At 51.1% G+C, this 19,451-nt stretch carries 12 protein-coding genes; 8 read left to right on the top strand and 4 right to left on the bottom strand.

Annotated elements, in window-relative coordinates:
• Nucleotides 1-58 precede the first annotated feature (58 nt).
• Complete coding sequence (gene mnmC / locus RRV97_RS00605) at nucleotides 59-1,669, top strand: FAD-dependent 5-carboxymethylaminomethyl-2-thiouridine(34) oxidoreductase MnmC (protein ID WP_315611648.1); 1,611 nt, start codon at nucleotides 59-61, stop codon at nucleotides 1,667-1,669.
• A 77-nt stretch (nucleotides 1,670-1,746) separates the two neighbouring features.
• On the opposite strand, the gene RRV97_RS00600 is transcribed toward mnmC, so the two are convergent.
• Nucleotides 1,747-4,119 (bottom strand): TonB-dependent hemoglobin/transferrin/lactoferrin family receptor, encoded by a 2,373-nt coding sequence (locus tag RRV97_RS00600; protein WP_315611647.1) that lies wholly within the window; start codon nucleotides 4,117-4,119, stop codon nucleotides 1,747-1,749.
• A gap of 168 nt (nucleotides 4,120-4,287) precedes the next feature.
• Nucleotides 4,288-4,911: a biliverdin-producing heme oxygenase gene (locus RRV97_RS00595; RefSeq protein ID WP_003747519.1), complete on the bottom strand. Its 624-nt coding sequence runs from the start codon at nucleotides 4,909-4,911 to the stop codon at nucleotides 4,288-4,290.
• Nucleotides 4,912-5,304: 393 nt separating this feature from the next.
• Here RRV97_RS00595 and RRV97_RS00590 point away from each other — a divergent pair, with 393 nt between their 5' ends.
• From RRV97_RS00590 to RRV97_RS00580, 3 genes are read left to right on the top strand one after another with little or no spacing between them, the layout of a single operon-like run.
• The gene (locus RRV97_RS00590) at nucleotides 5,305-6,615 is read left to right on the top strand and encodes a paraquat-inducible protein A (protein ID WP_003747521.1); all 1,311 of its coding nucleotides are present in this window, start codon (nucleotides 5,305-5,307) and stop codon (nucleotides 6,613-6,615) included.
• Nucleotides 6,612-8,273 (top strand): intermembrane transport protein PqiB, encoded by a 1,662-nt coding sequence (gene pqiB, locus RRV97_RS00585; RefSeq protein WP_315611646.1) that lies wholly within the window; start codon nucleotides 6,612-6,614, stop codon nucleotides 8,271-8,273. Before RRV97_RS00590 ends, pqiB begins: the two co-directional genes overlap by 4 nt.
• Complete coding sequence (locus RRV97_RS00580) at nucleotides 8,273-8,791, top strand: membrane integrity-associated transporter subunit PqiC (RefSeq protein WP_315611645.1); 519 nt, start codon at nucleotides 8,273-8,275, stop codon at nucleotides 8,789-8,791. The genes pqiB and RRV97_RS00580 overlap by 1 nt, the downstream gene beginning before the upstream one ends.
• 56 nt (nucleotides 8,792-8,847) lie before the next feature.
• Here RRV97_RS00580 and grxB read toward each other — a convergent pair whose 3' ends face one another.
• Nucleotides 8,848-9,558: a glutaredoxin 2 gene (gene grxB / locus RRV97_RS00575; RefSeq protein WP_315611644.1), complete on the bottom strand. Its 711-nt coding sequence runs from the start codon at nucleotides 9,556-9,558 to the stop codon at nucleotides 8,848-8,850.
• A gap of 88 nt (nucleotides 9,559-9,646) precedes the next feature.
• Here grxB and RRV97_RS00570 point away from each other — a divergent pair, with 88 nt between their 5' ends.
• The 4 genes from RRV97_RS00570 to putA all read left to right on the top strand — a co-directional run bounded on the left by RRV97_RS00570 (nucleotide 9,647) and on the right by putA (nucleotide 18,663).
• Complete coding sequence (locus RRV97_RS00570) at nucleotides 9,647-11,860, top strand: RelA/SpoT family protein (protein ID WP_003747529.1); 2,214 nt, start codon at nucleotides 9,647-9,649, stop codon at nucleotides 11,858-11,860.
• A 198-nt stretch (nucleotides 11,861-12,058) separates the two neighbouring features.
• Nucleotides 12,059-12,853 carry a formate/nitrite transporter family protein gene (locus tag RRV97_RS00565; RefSeq protein ID WP_036493807.1) on the top strand — a complete coding sequence of 265 codons (795 nt, stop codon included), beginning with the start codon at nucleotides 12,059-12,061 and terminating at the stop codon, nucleotides 12,851-12,853.
• A 454-nt stretch (nucleotides 12,854-13,307) separates the two neighbouring features.
• Nucleotides 13,308-14,834, top strand: a complete 1,527-nt coding sequence (gene putP / locus RRV97_RS00560; RefSeq protein WP_315611643.1) for a sodium/proline symporter PutP — start codon at nucleotides 13,308-13,310, stop codon at nucleotides 14,832-14,834.
• 223 nt (nucleotides 14,835-15,057) lie between these two features.
• Nucleotides 15,058-18,663 (top strand): bifunctional proline dehydrogenase/L-glutamate gamma-semialdehyde dehydrogenase PutA, encoded by a 3,606-nt coding sequence (putA, locus tag RRV97_RS00555; RefSeq protein WP_315611642.1) that lies wholly within the window; start codon nucleotides 15,058-15,060, stop codon nucleotides 18,661-18,663.
• Between the two features lie 58 nt (nucleotides 18,664-18,721).
• Here putA and nth read toward each other — a convergent pair whose 3' ends face one another.
• Nucleotides 18,722-19,351 carry an endonuclease III gene (nth, locus tag RRV97_RS00550; protein WP_003747538.1) on the bottom strand — a complete coding sequence of 210 codons (630 nt, stop codon included), beginning with the start codon at nucleotides 19,349-19,351 and terminating at the stop codon, nucleotides 18,722-18,724.
• Between the last annotated feature and the right edge of the window lie 100 nt (nucleotides 19,352-19,451).

Here is a 19,451-nt window from a genome sequence, read left to right as displayed (position 1 = left end):
ATTCTATCCGCGCAAACCGCGTTACAATAAAACCTCTTTTTTCAGACGGCCTTTCATCATGACCTGCCTTGCTTGGAACACCACACCCACCCTTACCGACCTTTGCCGCGCCATCGAACACCATACCGCGCCGCTTTATTTGATTGTCTGTCTGCCTGAAAACCATATTCCCGATTTTCCGCTGTCAAATCATCCCTCCGAGCTTGAAGGCCGTCTGAACAACCGCCTCGTTCAAGCCATGAAATGCCTTCAGTTCAACAGCGTCAATGTTTTAGAAAACCTCTTGCCTGACGTGCACCTTTGGCTGGTTCCGCCACACCGCGCCGACTGCTTACACGAACATTTCCATCATATCGAATGGCAAACCGAAGCCATACCCCAATCCGCCCCTATTCCCCTAAAACCTTGGTTCAGACGGCCTGAACATCAAGCCGCGCCCGAACACGTCCTGATTATCGGCGCAGGCATTGCCGGTGCAGCAACCGCACGCAAACTGGCGGAACACGGCGTACGCGTTACCGTTTTAGAGGCCGGAAAAGCAGCGCAGGCAGGCAGCGGCAACCGCCAAGGCTTGCTCTACGCCAAAATCTCGCCACACGATACCGAACAAACCGAGCTGCTGCTAACAGGCTACGGCTACACGCGCCGATTGCTGGAAGACTTGCTGCCCGACTCCGACGTATGGGGCGGCGACGGCGTATTGCATTTGAATTTTGACGACAGCGAACGCAAACGCAATCAAGCCTTGGGTTTGCAACACCAGCATAAACACCTTTACCGCAGCGTATCTGCCGAAGAAGCCGCACACATTGCAGGCATAGACGTATTTTCAGACGGCCTTTACTGGCCGCAAGGCGTATGGCTGAATCCGCCCGCCGTCGTGCATGCCTTATTGAACCATCCACTGATCGAGTTGCACGAACACTCACCGCTGACCGCCGTATCGCATGACGGCACACAATGGACGGCACACACGCCAAATGCGCATTTCAACGCCAGCCATATCGTTTACTGTATGGGTGCGCACAGCCCGACTGCCGCCGACACCAATGTCTCAGCCCTGCCTTTCCGCCAAATCCGCGGCCAAACCGGCGTTGTATCCGCCAGCCCGTTTTCACAAAAGCTGCGTTGCGCCATTTCCGGCGAAAGCTACATCAGCCCGAGCTGGCAAGGCCGCCACTGCTACGGCGCAACATTTGTCCTCAACAGCAACGATGAAACTTGGTATCCGCACGAAGAAGCCGACAACCGTGCCGCCCTGCACCAGCTTAATCCGCCATTGGCACAATCCCTGTTTTCAGACGGCCTGCAAACTCCACCGCTCCAATCCACACAAGGCCATGCCGCCCTGCGTTGCGACAGCCTAGACCACTTGCCCGTTGTCGGCACACTCGGCGACATCGCCGCCATGCAGTCCGCCTACGCCAAGCTGGCATTGGACAAAAACTACCGCCTCGACAGTATCCCCTGCCCTTACCTGCCCAATGCCTACATCAATACGGCATACGGCACGCGCGGACTGGCGACAGCCCCCATCTGCGCCGCCGCCATTACAGCCGAAATACTCGGCTTGCCGCATCCGCTATCGCAAAGGCTGAGAACCGCGCTACACCCCAACCGCGTCATCATCCGCGCGATTGTTCGGCAGCAGCCGTTGTTATCCGTTTAAAAATTTCGTTTTAAATAAAAAAGGCCGTCTGAAAGTCATTAAAACTTTCAGACGGCCTTTGGCTATCCGTTAACTGCTTAGAATTTCCATTCCAGCGATACAGCGTAATTGCGGCCTGGGGCGCGATAGCGGTCTAAGCCTTTGCCATCGCGGTCAACGCCGTTGGTGGTGCTGTAGCTGTACAGACCGCGCAGAGAGTCCCAAGTAGTGTATTTGCGGTTGAACACATTATACACGCCCGCGCGCAGGGTCAGGTTTTTCACTGGTTTGTAGAAGCCGTACATATCAAACACATAAGCCGATTTGTTCAGCCATGGGTAATCTACTACTTTTTCTTGCAAAGGCGTACCCCAACCAGTGTTTTCAAACACGGTATATTGAGCGTCTTTGGCTTTTTTCGCACCTAAATAAGTCAGGCGGGAGAACACACCCCATTTTTCGCTCGGGCTTTCGTAATCGACACCGGCAATCACTTTCAGAGGCTGAGTGGACAGCAGGCTGTTGTTGCCTGACAGTTTGCTCTTCGCGTAACCGACAGAACCAAACAATTTCCAGCCTTCAGGTACAAAAGAAACCACTTGACCTAAATTCAGACGGCCTGTCAGCTCAAGACCACGGATTCGGGCCTTGTCGATGTTTTGCATCTGCCATTCCAGTTTTTCGGAATAAGGATTGCTACAAATACCATAGTAGTAATTCATCTGAGTACAGCCGACATCGCCACTGGTGGTCAGCTTCTGCTCTTCAGACAAGAAGTTGCGGTAATTGCTTTGATACAGGTTGGCATCCAAAGTACCTTTTTCGCTGCGGCCTTGCAGAGAAAGGGTATGGGTGGTGCTGCGCTCGGCTTTCAGGTTCGGATTAGGCAACCAGGTACCTGAGCCGTGGTTGTAAGTGAAATACACTTCAGACGCATTCGGCACGCGGAAACCGGAAGTTACATCGTAACCCAAACGCCATGTTTGGCTCAGCTGCGCCGCCAAGCCGACAAATCCGCTCCAGCCTTTATAAGTGTTGGCTGCAGGTGGTGTTTTGTCACAAGCATGACACTCGGCATTCAGTTGCTGCGGCGTCATTTTGGTGTAGTCGTAACGGATACCTGCGCGGCTGCTGAACACGTCGTTCCATTGGATTTGGTCAGACAGCGAGAAACCGTAGTTGTTGGTTTTCACCGGATGCTGGATGGTGCTGGCTGTTCGGACAATGCGGCCGCTGAAGAAATAATCGTCGCGGTTTAAGTTTTCAAAATCACGCTGGCTGGCAAAGGTTTTAAACGACAGGCGGTGCTGCCCGCCCAGTTGCAGCGGTTGGCTGTCCATACGCAATGTAATGCGTTTGAAGGTTGTATCCATGCTGCGGTTGTAGATTTCGTCCAAATCCTTCTGATTATAGTTGCGCGTCCAGGTAGAATAATCCATCGGGAACGAGCCTTTGTTGTTAACCGCCGCTACTTTGGTTTTCTGATAATCGAAGTCCGCTTTCAACAACGACAACCAATTCGAATCGGGCGTCCACTCGTAAAACAGGTTGGCATTGCGCCGTCTGTTTACGTCATCGGCTTCGCGCCAAGAAGAAGCGGTCAGGTTATAAGACTCTTCGATCGTGTAATTATGCCCCTGTTGGCCGTTGAGCGATGCGCCGATACGATGGTTGTCGTTGATTTGGTAAGCAATCTTACCCAAGAAGCTGTGGTATTTATGTTTGGACGGGTCAGGAATACCGCGCGCAGAACCACGGATATTCGCTCCGCTGCCGGCGCCCTCTACCGGATAACCACGCTCGCCCGCGCTTTCAGTCTCATGACCGCGACGTTGCGAATACAGCAAAGCGGCATCCACGCGGTCGTTGCTCACGCCGAAACCGAGTGTATTTGTCCATTCGCGGTTGCGGCTGCTGTAACCGTTTTTCATCATCACGCCGAACTGACGCTCAGGCAACAGCAAATCATGACCTTGCAGTGTTTGGTAATTCACGCCGCCACCCAATGCACCGCTGCCGGTATTGAAAGAGTCTGCGCCCTTCACAATTTCGATGTTGCGTACGAGTTCAGGGTCGATAGACAAACGTGAGCTGTTGAAGTTGCCATAACGGGCATACAGCGAGTTTTCTTCAGAATCAGGCAAGTTTACGCCGTCAATGCTGACGCCGACACGGTTGCCTTCCACACCGCGTACGGCAAAGCCTTTTTGATGGCGGCCGCTGTCGCTCAAGCCGACATCGGTGGAATAACGTACCAAGTCTTTGTTGTCGCGTACCATTTCTTGTTGGATACGGCCAAGGTTGACACGTTCCACGGTTGCAGGCGCATTACGCTGGCCTTTAACGCGGACTTCTTTTATCTCTGCTTTAACGGGTGTGGTTTCGGTTGCAGTTTCATCCGCTGCCAAGACTGGATTGCCGAAAATACTGCCGACCAGCGCAGCAATAGGGAGCATTTGTAATGGTTTCATATTATCAACTCAAGATGTAATGGATTGTTCATCCATCAGTTAATGCATAAAAAATTTCTGATAATCATTAATGATTAATAAGACAGCAACCCGTACAACTAAATCTGTGTCGTGTAATTAAAGGTCTCTGCAAACATCCATGCCGAGACCTTGTTTGTTTCATTATTTTTAATGTCTGTGCGGCGTCATGCCTTCGGGGGCTTCTGTGCCTTCCGGCAAACCGAAGGTTTCACGCAGAATCACTTTATAGAAGGCAAACGCTTCCTGCGCGCCTTGAATGGCTTCTGCCTCTGCTTCCGGAGTTAAGTTCAGGGCATTCAGGTGCTCGACGAAAGCGCGCCAGTGTTTGCCGCGGCCGTTGGGATGCGGGGCCAGGTGGCGTGCGCCGTGTTCGCCGTTGTATTCGAGTTTTTGAGCGTGTTTGAACAAGAAAGCGGCACCTAAATTTGAACCTTCGGCGCAATAGAGCCAGCCGATGGCTTTATTGCCTGTTTCATGCGGCAATTCTTTGTCGAATTTGTAAGGCTCTTCGCCCAAGTCTTTCAGGTCTTGGGTTACAGCATCGTAACGCGCCATGTATTCGAGTTCGGGAATGGCTTTGTTCAATTCGGCATCTTTATAGATGTGATCAACAGCTTTGTGGAAAACTGATTGGAGTTTCAAAAATTTGATGTAGTTTTCTTTGCTGACGAAAGGCTGAACAAACATAACCAAGTTATCAACGCTGTCGTGTGTAACTGTGGTTTGTTCTTTCAAGCGTTTGGCGAAAGTCAGCTCTTGTGTTTCACTCATGATGTTTCCTTTGAATAGAGGACAAACGGTTTCAGACGGCCTTTATGGTTAAAAATACCGTCTAATTTGAAAAGAATCGTTTTAAAAACAAAGAATGTAACTTTTTAAATGCTTCCGGCTCAGTGTTGGCGTGCCTTTTGCAATTCAATAAGTCTCATCTTTTTTAAATATAATATATATCATTTCTATTTCAATGACAATAAATTCAATTGGGTCTTATTAATAAAATCTAACGGCCCATAGCCAGCGTCTTCTAAAACCTTTGCTGCCTTTTCAGACGGCCTTCTTATGAAGCAGCCGCCATTCAACCAAATATCTGCTAAATTTGGGCTATCCTGCTGTTTTCCTTTATAATGCGACACTCTTTGCACCTTCTTTACCCCCTGCCGAACCATGAAACGGATTCCTGCCTACCATCGCTGGTGGCGCTACAAGTCTTATCTTCCTGATGCGACGCTGCCTGCACATACGGTGGAATGCCCGGATTGCGGCTGCCGTATGGATATTCCGCGCCTGCGTCAGGGGCAGGAAGCGCATTGTCCGGTATGCAACCATGAAATCGTAGAGGTGGAAAACAATCCGTATATCGCGCCGATTGCCTATGCGCTGACAACCTTGATTCTGATGGCGTTTGCGTACAATATGGTGTATATCCGGGTGGATTTGTTCGGTGTTACTTCGATTTTGTCGTTGCCGCAAATGATGCGGCTTTTGATTTCGCTGGATTACGGTTTTCTGGCGGAAGTGATGTTTATCCTTACTTTCGGTGCGCCTTTATTGTTTTTACTGCTCTGCCTGTATGTTTATACGGCTTTGATACGCGAAAAGGCCTACCCTGCGCTGCGCTTTGCGACGCGCGTATTGGTGCGGCTGCGTCATTGGATTATGGTGGATGTGTTTTTCATTTCCACTTTGGTGGCGTATATCAAACTCTCGTCCGTTGCTACGGTAGAGTTCGGCTCGGCGTTTTATCTGATGTTTCCGCTGTCGGTCATGCTGATTCGGACTTCGGTATCGATTCCGCAGCATTGGGTTTATTATAAGATTCACCGTTTAACCGGCGGCCATGCGGTTCAGACGGCCTCTGAAGACAAAATCTGTTGCAGCCGCTGCCTGTATTTCCGCGATAAAGACGAGCAGCCTTGCGGCGTTTGCGGTGCGGACTTATACCGCCGCCGCCCGAAAAGCCTGAGCATTTCGCTGGCGTTTTTAGTGGCGGCGTTTATCCTGTATTTCCCTGCCAACATCCTGCCGATTATGATTTCGTCCAACCCGACGGCTTTGGAGATCAATACAATTTTCAACGGCATTGTTTATATGTGGGACGACGGCGACCGGTTGATTGCGGTGATTATTTTTAGCGCGAGCATTATGGTGCCTGTATTGAAGATTATCGCGATGGCGGTTTTGATTTATTCCGCATACTTCAAGCCTGTGATGAGCGCGGACAAGATGTCGGTTTTGTATCGGATTACCGAATCCATCGGCCGCTGGTCGATGATTGATATTTTTGTGATTATTATTTTGATGAGTTCGTTCCACACCAATATGGCGCGCGTTGTGCCGGGTGGTGCGGCAGTTTATTTCTGCCTGGTCGTTATTTTGACCATGCTTTCGGCCTATTATTTCGATCCCCGTCTGATTTGGGACAAGCAACAGCAGCTTTCAGACGGCCTTGATTCTGACCAGACCTTAAAACAATGAAAAAACACGATTCTTCACCCAATTATCACGCCCCGGCGCGTGTCAAGAAAACCAATGTCTTCACGTCTGTCGTGTGGCTGATTCCGCTGATTGCGCTGATTGCCGGCGGCTGGCTTTTGGTTAAAGACATACGCAACCGAGGCCCTGTCGTTACGCTGTTGATGGACAGCGCCGAAGGCATCGAAGTCAACAACACTATTATTAAAGTGTTGAACGTCGATGTCGGACACGTTACCCGCATCAAATTGCGCGACGACCAAAAAGGCGTGGAAGTTACCGCCCAACTCAGCGCCGATGCCAAAGACCTTATCCGCAGCGATACCCAATTTTGGGTGGTCAAACCGCGTATCGACCAAAGCGGCGTTACCGGTTTGGGCACTTTGCTTTCCGGCTCCTATATCGCATTTACGCCGGGCAAAAGCAGCGAAACCCAAGATGTGTTTGTCGTGCAGGACATTCCGCCGATTGCCGCCATCGGCCAAAGCGGCCTGCGCCTGAATTTGGTCGGCAAAAACGACCGCATCCTCAATGCCAGCAGCCCGATTTTGTATGAAAACTTTATGGTCGGCCAAGTAGAAAGCGCGCATTTCGACCCGTCCGACCAAAGCGTGCATTACACCATTTTCATCCAAAGCCCCAACGACAAACTGATTAATTCGGAAAGCCGTTTCTGGTTGGAGAGCGGCATCAATATCGAAACCACAGGCAGCGGCGTCAAACTCAACTCCGCTCCTCTGCCTGCCCTGCTGTCGGGCGCGATTTCGTTTGATTCGCCGAAAACCAAAAACAGTAAAAACGTCAAAAGCGAAGACAGCTTCACGCTTTATGACAGCCGCAGCGAAGTGGCCAATCTGCCTGATGACCGCTCACTGTATTACACTGCGTTTTTCAAACAATCCGTACGCGGCCTGACTGCCGGTTCTCCCGTCGAATACAAAGGCTTGAATGTCGGCGTGGTTTCCGATGTTCCCTATTTTGACCGAAACGACAGCCTGCATTTGTTTGAAAACGGCTGGATTCCCGTGCGCATCCGCATCGAGCCTTCCCGTTTGGAAATCAATGCCGACGAACAAAGCAAAGAACATTGGAAACAACAATTTCAGACGGCCTTAAACAAAGGCCTGACTGCCACCATCTCCAGCAACAACCTGCTGACCGGCAGCAAAATGATTGAGTTGAACGATCAGCCTTCCGCCTCGCCTAAGCTGAGACCGCATACCGTTTATGCCGGCGATACCGTTATCGCAACCCAAGGCGGCGGTTTGGACGATTTGCAGGCAAAAGTCGCCGACTTGTTAGACAAGTTCAACAATCTGCCATTGGATAAAACCGTTGCCGGCTTGAACGGCTCGCTTGCCGAACTCAAGTCCACACTCAAATCCGCCAATGCCGCTTTAAGCTCTATTGACAAACTGGTCAGCAAACCGCAAACGCAAAACATTCCGAACGAGCTGAGCCAAACCCTGAAAGAGTTGCGTCAAACCCTGCAAGGTGTATCGCCGCAATCGCCTATCTACGGCGATGTACAAAATACGCTGCAAAGTTTGGACAAGACCCTCAGAGACGTTCAACCCGTGATTAATACTTTGAAAGAAAAACCCAATGCGCTGATTTTCAACAGCAGCAGCAAAGACCCTATCCCGAAAGGAAGCCGATAATGCGCCTCTTCCCGATTGCCGCCGCCCTGACGCTTGCCGCCTGCGGCACCGCGCAAAGCACACAATATTTCGTCCTGCCCGACAGCCAATACATCCGTCCGGCTGCACAAGGCAACGAAATCGCGGTCAAAGTCAACCTTGCCGAACCGCTTGCCAACGGCGGCCTCGTTTACCAAACCGACGCCTATCATGTGAATATGGCGAAAAACCACCTTTGGGCAGCACCGCTTGATGGCGCGTTGGCGGCCAACCTCAGCAACAAGCTCAACCGCCTCAATCCGCGCCATACTTTCGTCCCTGCTTCACGCAGCCAAAGCAGCCAAACCCTGAAAGTCTATATCGAAGCCTTCCAAGGCAGCTATCAGGGGCAGACCACCATCAGCGGTTATGCACAATGGCCGGACGGACGCAGCAAACCGTTTCACGCCATTACGCCGCAACAAGGCGACGGCTATACCGCCATGCTTGAATCGTTGGAAAACGGTTTGTCACAGGTTGCCGATACGATTGCTTATTAAACGAAAGGCCGTCTGAAAGATGTTCAGACGGCCTTTTTTCATGTTTCAAACATTCATTACAACGCGCGGTCAAAATACAGAGCCACGCCGGATCGCTCGCTCATCGCCAACAAATAATCCATCAATTTTTGCGGCCATTGAATACCGCGCACAACGGTCAGGTTGCGCAAAATAGGGAAAGTCAGGATATCTTCCAAACTGATTTCACCGCCCAAACCCTCGCCTTCGCACACCAGCGTTTCCAGTTCGGCCAAGTCTTGATGCAGACGTTCCAGATACTGCGCCGTTTTGTTCAGGTTGGTCTCGAAATTGCCGATATTTTTCTCTTTTTTGTCGATATAGTATTGTTTCGCTTCATCGGTCTCAAACTCGGGCAGGTCGATTTTAACCATGCGCGGCTGAACCAATTTATTATTGTATTCGCCCACTTTGTCCAACCAAGCCTGAACCTCGGGACGAACCTCTTCTTTCAGACGGCCTTGATCGATATAGTGGACAATATCCAAACTTTCACCCATAAACGAACCGTCTTCTTTTTGCAAAATCGGCACTTGTTTTGAGCCAATCATGCCAATCGGCGTAGCTTCGTCATCGTTCGCCAAGACGACCTCTTCCACCGCCACATCGCGCAAGCCGAAAATCATCCTTGCACGAACGCAAAACGGGCAATGGTCGTAAATATACAGTTTCATCGAAATGATCCTTAAAATTTCAAAACGGTTAACCATAACACCCAAGGCCGTCTGAAACAAGGCTTCCTGAAACATAGTGCCACCTTTGCATACAAATCTAGGGCTGCCGGCAATAAACTGTTACAATGGCAACGTTTTTATCAAGAAGAAAAAAACGCACGCCATGACCACTATTCGCCAAACGCCCCAAACATCGAGCGTAACGCTGGAAGGCCTCCTCGCATGGTTCGACGGCTATGTTGCCGCGCTGCCTGATCCCGATAAAAACCTGATTCAGACGGCCTTTGACCTGGCTAAAGAACATTATCCCGCCGATGCCCTAACGACTTACGGCGAGCCTTTAATGGAACATTTCCTCGGTTCGATGCAAATCGTCAGCGAACTCGACTTATTGCCCGATGCCGTAGCCGCTACGATTTTGTCCGACATCGGCAAATACGTTCCCACTTGGCAAGAATTGGTTGCCGAACGCTGCAACAGCACCGTTTGCGAGCTGGTCAAAGGCGTAGACGAAGTACAAAAACTGACCCAATTCGCACGCGTGGACAGCCTTGCCACGCCGGAAGAGCGCGCCCAACAAGCCGAAACCATGCGTAAAATGCTGTTGGCGATGGTTACCGACATCCGCGTCGTCCTGATCAAACTGGCGATGCGCACGCGCACCCTGCAATTCTTAAGCAACGTTCCCGACAATCCTGAAAAACGCGCCGTTGCCAAAGAAACCCTCGACATTTTTGCCCCGCTCGCCAACCGCTTGGGCGTGTGGCAACTCAAATGGCAGCTCGAAGATTTGGGCTTCCGCCATCAAGAACCGGAAAAATACCGCGAAATCGCCCTGCTTTTGGACGAAAAACGCACCGAGCGCCTCGAATACATCGAAAACTTCCTCAATATCCTGCGTACGGAACTGAAAAAATACAATATTCATTTTGAAGTTGCCGGAAGACCGAAGCACATCTACTCCATTTACAAAAAAATGGTGAAGAAAAAGCTCACTTTCGATGGTTTGTTCGACATCCGCGCCGTACGGATTTTGGTCGACACCGTTCCCGAGTGTTACACCACGCTGGGTATCGTCCACAGTCTCTGGCAGCCGATTCCAGGCGAGTTCGACGACTACATCGCCAACCCGAAAGGCAACGGCTATAAAAGTTTGCACACCGTTATCGTCGGCCCGGAAGACAAAGGCGTGGAAGTCCAAATCCGCACCTTCGACATGCACCAATTCAACGAATTCGGTGTCGCCGCCCACTGGCGTTATAAAGAAGGCGGCAAGGGCGATTCCGCTTACGAACAGAAAATTGCCTGGTTGCGCCAACTCTTGGACTGGCGCGAAAACATGGCCGAAAGCGGCAAGGAAGACCTCGCCGCCGCTTTCAAAACCGAGCTTTTCAACGACACGATTTACGTCCTGACCCCGCACGGCAAAGTCCTCTCCCTGCCCACCGGAGCGACCCCCATCGACTTTGCCTACGCCCTGCACAGCAGCGTGGGCGACCGTTGCCGCGGTGCAAAAGTCGAAGGACAAATCGTGCCGCTGTCCACGCCTTTGGAAAACGGACAACGTGTTGAAATCATTACTGCAAAAGAAGGAAATCCTTCCGTCAACTGGCTCTACGAAGGCTGGGTCAAATCCAACCGCGCCATCAGCAAAATCCGTGCCTTCATCCGCCAGCAAAATGCGGATACCGTGCGCGAAACAGGCCGGGCCCAACTGGACAAACAGTTGTCAAAAATCTTCCCCAAACCCAATCTGCAAGCATTGGCGGAAAAACTCGGCTTCAAAAAAACCGACGAACTCTATACGGCCATCGGTCAGGGCGAAATTTCCAACCGCGCCATCAGCAAGGCCTGCGGCGCTTTGATCGAACCGGCTCCGGTACCGGTTGACGAGACCAATATCGTCAAACAGTCCAAAATCAAAAAAGGCGGCAAAAACGGCATTCTGATTGACGGCGAAGACGGCCTGATGACCACGCTTGCCAAATGCTGCAAACCCGCGCCGCCCGACGATATTGTGGGCTTTGTTACCCGCGACCGCGGCATTTCCGTCCACCGCTGCACCTGCCCTTCTTTCCGCCACCTTGCCGAGCAGGCTCCGGAAAAAGTGTTGAACGCAAGCTGGGCAGCCCTACAGGAAGGACAAGTGTTTGCCGTCGATGTCGAAATCCGCGCCCAAGACCGCTCCGGTTTGCTGCGCGACGTTTCGGATGCGCTGGCGCGGCACAAGCTCAACGTTACCGCGGTGCAAACCCAATCACGCGATTTGGAAGCCAGTATGCGCTTTACCCTTGAAGTCCGCCAAGTCAACGACCTGCCGCGCGTATTAGCCAGTCTGGGCGACATCAAAGGCGTTTTAAGCGTAACGCGCTTATAATTTCCATTCCCCCATCTAAAGGCCGTCTGAAAGTATTGCTTTCAGACGGCCTTTCACACATCGGCTGCCAATATATAACCTACGCTTCTATCCTTACAATCAGCCGTTATTTCCTGTCCGCCATATTCTCAGGCAAACTCGCCATCCGTATGATAAAGAAAGATATTTTTATTCTTATATTAACCTTAAGGAAACTTCATGGATACACGAGACCTGTTCCCTCATGAAATTTTGCAGGACGCCATCGGCAAGAGTTGCGCCAAATCTGAATTCAGCATCAAGATGTTGGTGATTTTGAGTTTCTTGGGCGGCGGTTATGTCGGCTTCGGCTATCTTGCCTGCCTGCGCGTCATCAGCGGCATTCCTGCCGAATGGAACGGTCTGGCCGCCCTGTTGGGCGCATCCGTGTTCCCTATCGCACTGATTTGTATCTTAATCGGCGGCGGCGAGTTGGCAACAGGAAATATGATGATTATGGCTTTGGGCAGATTGACCGGCCGAGTCAGCACCCACAAACTGGTGCGCAACTGGCTGATTGTCAGCTTGGGCAATCTGGCAGGCGCCGTAGCCATGGCCTATTTCCTCGGCCACTACGTCGGCCTTGCCGAAGGACCGGCCACAGCGAAAACCATTGCCATTGCCGAAGCCAAAGTCAATATGGACTTCGGCCGCGCATTCGTTTCCGCCATCGCATGTAACTGGATGGTGTGTATGGGCATCTGGTTTTATTTCGGCGCACGCCATACTTCAGGACGAATCTTAGCCATGTGGTTCCCGGTTATGATCTTCGTATTAATCGGCTTTCAACACTTTGTTGCCAATATGTTCATCATTCCGGCCGGCATTTGGGCGGGCGCAAACGTCAGCTGGGGTCAATTTTTCTACAACATGATTCCCGTTTTCTTAGGCAACGTCCTGGGCGGCTCATCCTTTGTCGCTGCCTCTTATCTCTTTGCTTACAAACACTTATTAAAAGACGATTTTTCTATTTAATGTAGTCTTTTTTTTCTAAAAACCCCGTATCTGCCCGACACAGATACGGGGTTTCTGCACAAGGCCGTCTGAAAGTCCAAGTCGTTTAATTACTTTTTCTCTTTAATCCCCAAAAAACATCAGGAAAGATAGTTTCACACACTTTCCTTCGTCATCATCGGTAAAAATTTATATATTTTTATGTTTTTAAATGACTTAGCCAAAAGACGGCATCAATTTTGAATAAAGGCTGAGTTCTTCGCTTTGCAAAAGCGACTTTTTACGGTATGCTGGTTTAAATTATTTACAATTTAATGCATTAAGATTTCGTATTTTATTGTATTTGAAAATAATTTATCCTGTCTCTCTCGCAAAAAACAGGATTTTTAAGCTGTATTTTTATTAGAAAAAAGTTTGGGTATGAATTGCTTGCAATTTCAAAACCCGTTTTAAAAGTTAGATGAGGAATAAGTACATGAATCCCATGTATATCACTTTCGCGATCTATTTGGTCGCCGTATTACTGATCGGCCTTGCCGCCTATTTTTCAACCCGCAACTTCGACGACTACATCCTCGGCGGCCGCAGCTTGGGCCCGTTCGTGACCGCGATGTCTGCCGGTGCTTCCGATATGTCAGGTTGGCTCTTGATGGGTTTGCCCGGTGCCATTTACCTGAGCGGTTTGAATGAAGCTTGGATTGCCATTGGTCTGATTGTAGGCGCATACTTCAACTGGCTTTTGGTTGCAGGCCGTCTGCGCGTGCATACCGAATATGCCAACAACGCACTGACGCTGCCTGACTACTTCTTCCACCGCTTCGGTGCCGGCGGTCACTTGATGAAAGTGGTTTCCGCACTGATTATCTTGTTCTTCTTCACTATTTACTGTGCTTCAGGCATCGTGGCCGGTGCTACCCTGTTCCAAAGCCTGTTCCACGGTATGTCTTACACTCAAGCCATGTGGCTGGGTGCCGGTGCAACCATCGCCTATACCTTCTTGGGCGGTTTCTTAGCCGTAAGCTGGACCGATACCCTGCAGGCTTCTTTGATGATTTTTGCGTTGATCCTGACCCCTGTAATGGTGTATTTGGGCTTGGGCGGTGCAGATCAAATGAATGCCGCTATGCAACAAGTCGCCGCCTCTACCGGTAAAGAATACGGCAGTCTGTTTGCCGGTACGACCGTCATCGGCATTATCTCCACCGCGGCTTGGGGCTTGGGCTATTTCGGCCAACCGCACATCTTGGCTCGCTTCATGGCTGCCGAAAGTGCCAAATCCTTGGTTTCTGCACGCCGCATCGGTATGACTTGGATGATTCTGTGTATGGCCGGTGCCGTGGCTGTCGGCTACTTCGGTATCGCTTACTTCGGTGCCAACCCTGCCCACGTTGATGAAATGAACAGCAACCACGAACGCATCTTCATCGCTTTAGCCACCCTGCTCTTCAACCCTTGGATTGCCGGTATCATCTTGAGCGCGATTCTCGCCGCCGTAATGTCCACCCTGTCCTGCCAATTGTTGGTTTGCTCCAGCGCGATTACCGAAGACTTCTACAAAGGCTTCCTGCGTAAAAAAGCACAGCAAGCCGAGTTGGTATGGATCGGCCGTCTGATGGTTTTGGCGATTGCCGTGATTTCCATCCTGATTGCTTCTGACCCTAACAGCAAAGTATTGGGCTTGGTGGCTTACGCATGGGCAGGTTTTGGTGCCGCATTCGGTCCGGTTGTTATCCTGTCTGTACTGTGGAAACGCATTACTGCCTACGGCGCACTCTCCGGCATGATTGCAGGCGCGCTAACTGTAGTGGTTTGGGCCGAATGGATCAAAAAACCTGCTCTGGCTGCACAAGAAACAGGCTTCTCTACCGTCTATGAAATCGTTCCAGGCTTTATCGCTTGTACCCTCGTGATTGTTTTGGTCTCCCTGATCGACAAACAACCGTCACGCGAATTGCAAGAACGTTTCGAAAAAGCAGACGCAGAATACCGCGCCTCTAAATAAGGTGTTTTCAGACGGCCTGCATGATTCCGTGCAGGCCGTTTTTACGACATAAACTGTTTCAAAATAATCTGATACTTATCAGAAAAAACAGCAATTTATGCGGATGCATCTTGTATCCGCATCATAATTTTATTACGATATTACTATCCTTCAGAATGCTTGTTTTAGCAGTCTTAATTCAGGCCGTCTGAAATCATGAAAAAACCTCTGGAGAACTTAAATAATGTTTAACTTTGCTTTTCCAACACAAACTCCTCTGCGCCAAGCGATAACCGATGCCTACCGCCGTGATGAAATCGAAGCCGTACAGGATATGTTGCAACGTGCACAGATGACCGACGAAGAGCGCAACGCCGCTTCCGAGCTTGCCCGTCGTTTGGTTACCCAAGTCCGTGCCAGCCGTACCAAAGCCAGCGGTGTAGATGCCTTGATGCATGAGTTTTCCCTCTCCAGTGAAGAAGGTGTTGCACTGATGTGTCTGGCCGAAGCCCTGCTGCGTATTCCGGACAATGCCACCCGTGACCGCCTGATTGCCGACAAAATCTCTGAAGGCAACTGGAAAAGCCACTTGAACAACAGCCCTTCCCTCTTCGTTAACGCGGCCGCATGGGGTCTGCTGATTACCGGCAAACTGACCGCGACAAACGACAAACAGATGAGTTCCGCATTGAGCCGTCTGATCAGCAAAGGCGGCGCCCCTCTGATCCGTCAAGGCGTTAACTACGCCATGCGCCTGCTGGGCAAACAGTTCGTTACCGGTCAAACCATTGAAGAAGCACTGCAAAACGGTAAAGAGCGCGAGAAAATGGGTTACCGCTTCTCCTTCGATATGTTGGGCGAAGCCGCATACACCGAAGAAGATGCCAACCGCTACTACAACGACTACGTTCAAGCCATTCACGCCATCGGTAAAGATGCCGCAGGCCAAGGCGTTTACGAAGGCAACGGTATTTCCGTCAAACTTTCCGCCATCCACCCACGCTACTCACGCGCCCAACACGAACGCGTGATGAGTGAACTGCTGCCGCGCCTGAAAGAATTGTTCCTTTTGGGTAAAAAATACGATATCGGTATCAACATCGATGCCGAAGAGGCCAACCGTCTCGAATTGTCTTTGGACTTGATGGAAGCTTTGGTTTCCGATCCTGACTTGGCCGGCTACAAAGGTATCGGTTTCGTTGTTCAAGCCTACCAAAAACGCTGCCCGTTTGTTATCGACTACCTGATCGACCTGGCCCGCCGCAACAACCAAAAACTGATGATCCGTTTGGTTAAAGGCGCATACTGGGACAGCGAAGTGAAATGGGCCCAAGTAGACGGCATGGACGGCTACCCGACTTACACCCGTAAAGTCCACACCGACATCTCCTACCTCGCCTGCGCACGCAAACTCTTGGATGCGCAAGATGCCGTGTTCCCACAATTTGCCACACACAACGCCTACACCTTGGGCGCAATCTACCAAATGGGTAAAGGCAAAGACTTTGAACACCAATGTCTGCACGGCATGGGCGAAACCCTGTACGACCAAGTGGTCGGCCCGCAAAACTTAGGCCGCCGCGTACGCGTGTATGCCCCGGTCGGCACACACGAAACCCTGCTTGCCTACTTGGTACGCCGTCTGTTGGAAAACGGTGCGAACTCTTCTTTCGTGAACCAAATCGTTGACGAAAACATCAGCATCGACCGCTTGATTAAGAGCCCGTTCGACACCATCGCCGAACAAGGCATCCACCTGCATCCGGCCTTGCCTCTGCCACGCGATTTGTATGGCAAAGGCCGTCTGAACTCCCAAGGCGTCGATTTCAGCAACGAAAACGTATTGCAAAACCTGCAAGAAAAACTTAACCAAGCTTCTTCCGAAGACTTCCACGCTGCGTCTATCGTCAATGGCGAAGCGCGTAACGTGGGCGAAGCGCAACCCGTCCGCAACCCTGCAGACCACAACGATGTTGTCGGCACTGTCAGCTTTGCCGATGCAGCCTTGGCTCAAGAAGCTATTGGTGCAGCCGTTGCCGCTCTGCCGGAGTGGAGTGCCAAACCTGCTTCAGAACGTGCCGACTGCCTGCGCCGTTTTGCCGATTTGTTGGAACAACACACGCCTGCATTGATGATGCTGGCCGTCCGCGAAGCTGGTAAAACCCTGAACAACGCCGTTGCCGAAGTACGCGAAGCCGTTGACTTCTGCCGCTACTATGCCAACGAAGCTGAAAACACCCTGCCTAAAGATGCCAAAGCCGTCGGCGCAATCGTTGCCATCAGCCCATGGAACTTCCCATTGGCCATCTTTACCGGCGAAGTCGTTTCCGCCCTGGCTGCCGGTAATACCGTTATCGCCAAACCTGCCGAACAAACCAGCCTGATTGCCACTTACGCCGTTTCCCTGATGCATCAAGCCGGTATTCCGGCTTCTGCGCTGCAACTCGTACTCGGCGCAGGCGATGTCGGCTCTGCCCTGACCGGCGATGCCCGCATCGGCGGCGTGATCTTCACCGGTTCTACCGAAGTAGCGCGTCTGATCAACAAAGCCCTGTCCAAACGTGACGACAGCCCTGTCCTGATTGCCGAGACCGGTGGTCAAAACGCGATGATCGTGGACTCTACCGCCCTGCCGGAACAAGTCTGCCTCGACGTATTGAACTCTGCCTTCGACAGCGCGGGCCAACGTTGTTCCGCCCTGCGTATCTTGTGTGTTCAAGAAGATGTTGCCGATAAAATGATCAGCATCATCAAAGGCGCAATGGACGAGCTGGTTGTCGGCAAACCGATCCAACTGACCACAGACATCGGCCCTGTCATCGATGCTGAAGCCCAACAAAACCTGTTGGCCCACATCAACAAAATGAAAGGCGTAGCGAAGGCTTACCACGAAATCAAAACTGCCGCCGACGTTGATGACAACAACTCTACCTTCGTTCGTCCAATCCTGTTTGAATTGAACAACCTGAACGAGTTGCAACGCGAAGTGTTCGGTCCCGTACTGCACGTTGTCCGCTACCGCGCCAGCGAATTGGATCAACTCATCGACCAAATCAACGCCAAAGGCTATGCTCTGACCAGCGGTGTACACAGCCGTATCGAAGGTACTGTCGACCACATCCGAGACCGCATCGAAGCCGGTAACATCTACGTTAACCGCAACATCGTCGGTGCCGTTGTCGGCGTACAACCTTTCGGCGGTCACGGCTTGTCCGGTACCGGTCCAAAAGCAGGCGGTTCATTCTATCTGCAACGCCTGGTACGTACTCCTGAATGGGTTGCCCCAACCCTCAGCCGCATCGGCCAAGCAGACGAAGACGCGCTCAAACGTTTGGAAACCCTGGTTCACAAACTGCCGTTTAACGCAGAAGAGAAAAAAGCCGCAGCCGCAGCTTTGGGTCACGCCCGCGTCCGTACCCTGCGCAAAGCCGAAACCGTATTGGTCGGCCCGACCGGCGAACGCAACTCATTGAGCTGGCGCTCTCCGAAACGCGTTTGGGTACATGGCGGCAATCTGCTGCAAGCCTTCTCTGCCCTGACCGAGCTGGCAGCCGCAGGCATCCAAACCGTTGTTGAGCCTAACAGCCCGTTAGCTTCCTACTCAGCCGATTTAGACGGTTTGTTGCAAGTCAACAGCAAACCTGAAAACGCAGGCATCAGCCATGTTGCCGCTATCGAGCCTTTGAGCAGCGAGCGCAAACAAGAGTTGGCTGGCCGCGACGGTGCGCTCATCCGTATCCTGCCTTCCGAACAAGGTCTGGACATTCTGCAAGTATTTGAAGAAATCTCTTGCAGTATCAATACTACCGCTGCCGGCGGTAATGCCAGCCTGATGGCAGTTGCCGACTAATCACAGCCAAATCAAAGGCCGTCTGAAATTCAGACGGCCTTTTTTTATCTGTTTTTATTTACAGTTTTGCCGGATATTCGCACAAATCATTAATCAAACATTTGCTGCATTGCGGTTTCAAAGCCTTACATGTATAGCGGCCGTGCAAAATCAACCAATGATGGGCATCCATCAAAAATTCTTTGGGAATAAAGCGCATCAGCTTGTCTTCAACTTCACGCACATCCTTGCCCGGCGCGATTTTGGTGCGGTTGGCCACACGGAAAATATGGGTATCGACTGCCATAACAGGTTGCCCGAATGCAGTATTCAATACCACGTTGGCAGTTTTTCGGCCGACACCGGGCAAAGATTCCAAAGCCTCGCGGTCGGCAGGCACTTCGCCATTGTATTTTTCCAGCAAAATACGGCAAGTCTGCATGATGTGTTTGGATTTGGTTTTGTAGAGGCCTATGGTTTTGGTGTATTCCATCACGCCATCCAGCCCCAAATCCAACATGGCTTGCGGCGTATTGGCAACGGGAAAGAGTTTGGCAGTTGCTTTGTTCACGCCGACATCAGTCGCCTGAGCAGACAATAAAACAGCGATAAGCAGCTCAAACGGCGAGCTGAAATTCAACTCGGTAGTCGGATGCGGATTGGCAGCGCGGAAACGCTCGAAAATTTCTTGGCGGATTTGTTTGTTCATTGTTTGGATTATTTTTTTATTGGCGCAGCAATTATAGTGAAATCATGTTGATACGGCTACTTCAAGTAAAACAAGGCCGTCTGAAACGCATTCAGACGGC

The organism is Neisseria sp. DTU_2021_1001991_1_SI_NGA_ILE_055 (genome assembly GCF_032342915.1).
Lineage (GTDB): Bacteria > Pseudomonadota > Gammaproteobacteria > Burkholderiales > Neisseriaceae > Neisseria.
This window is presented reverse-complemented; position numbering and strand designations above follow the sequence as displayed.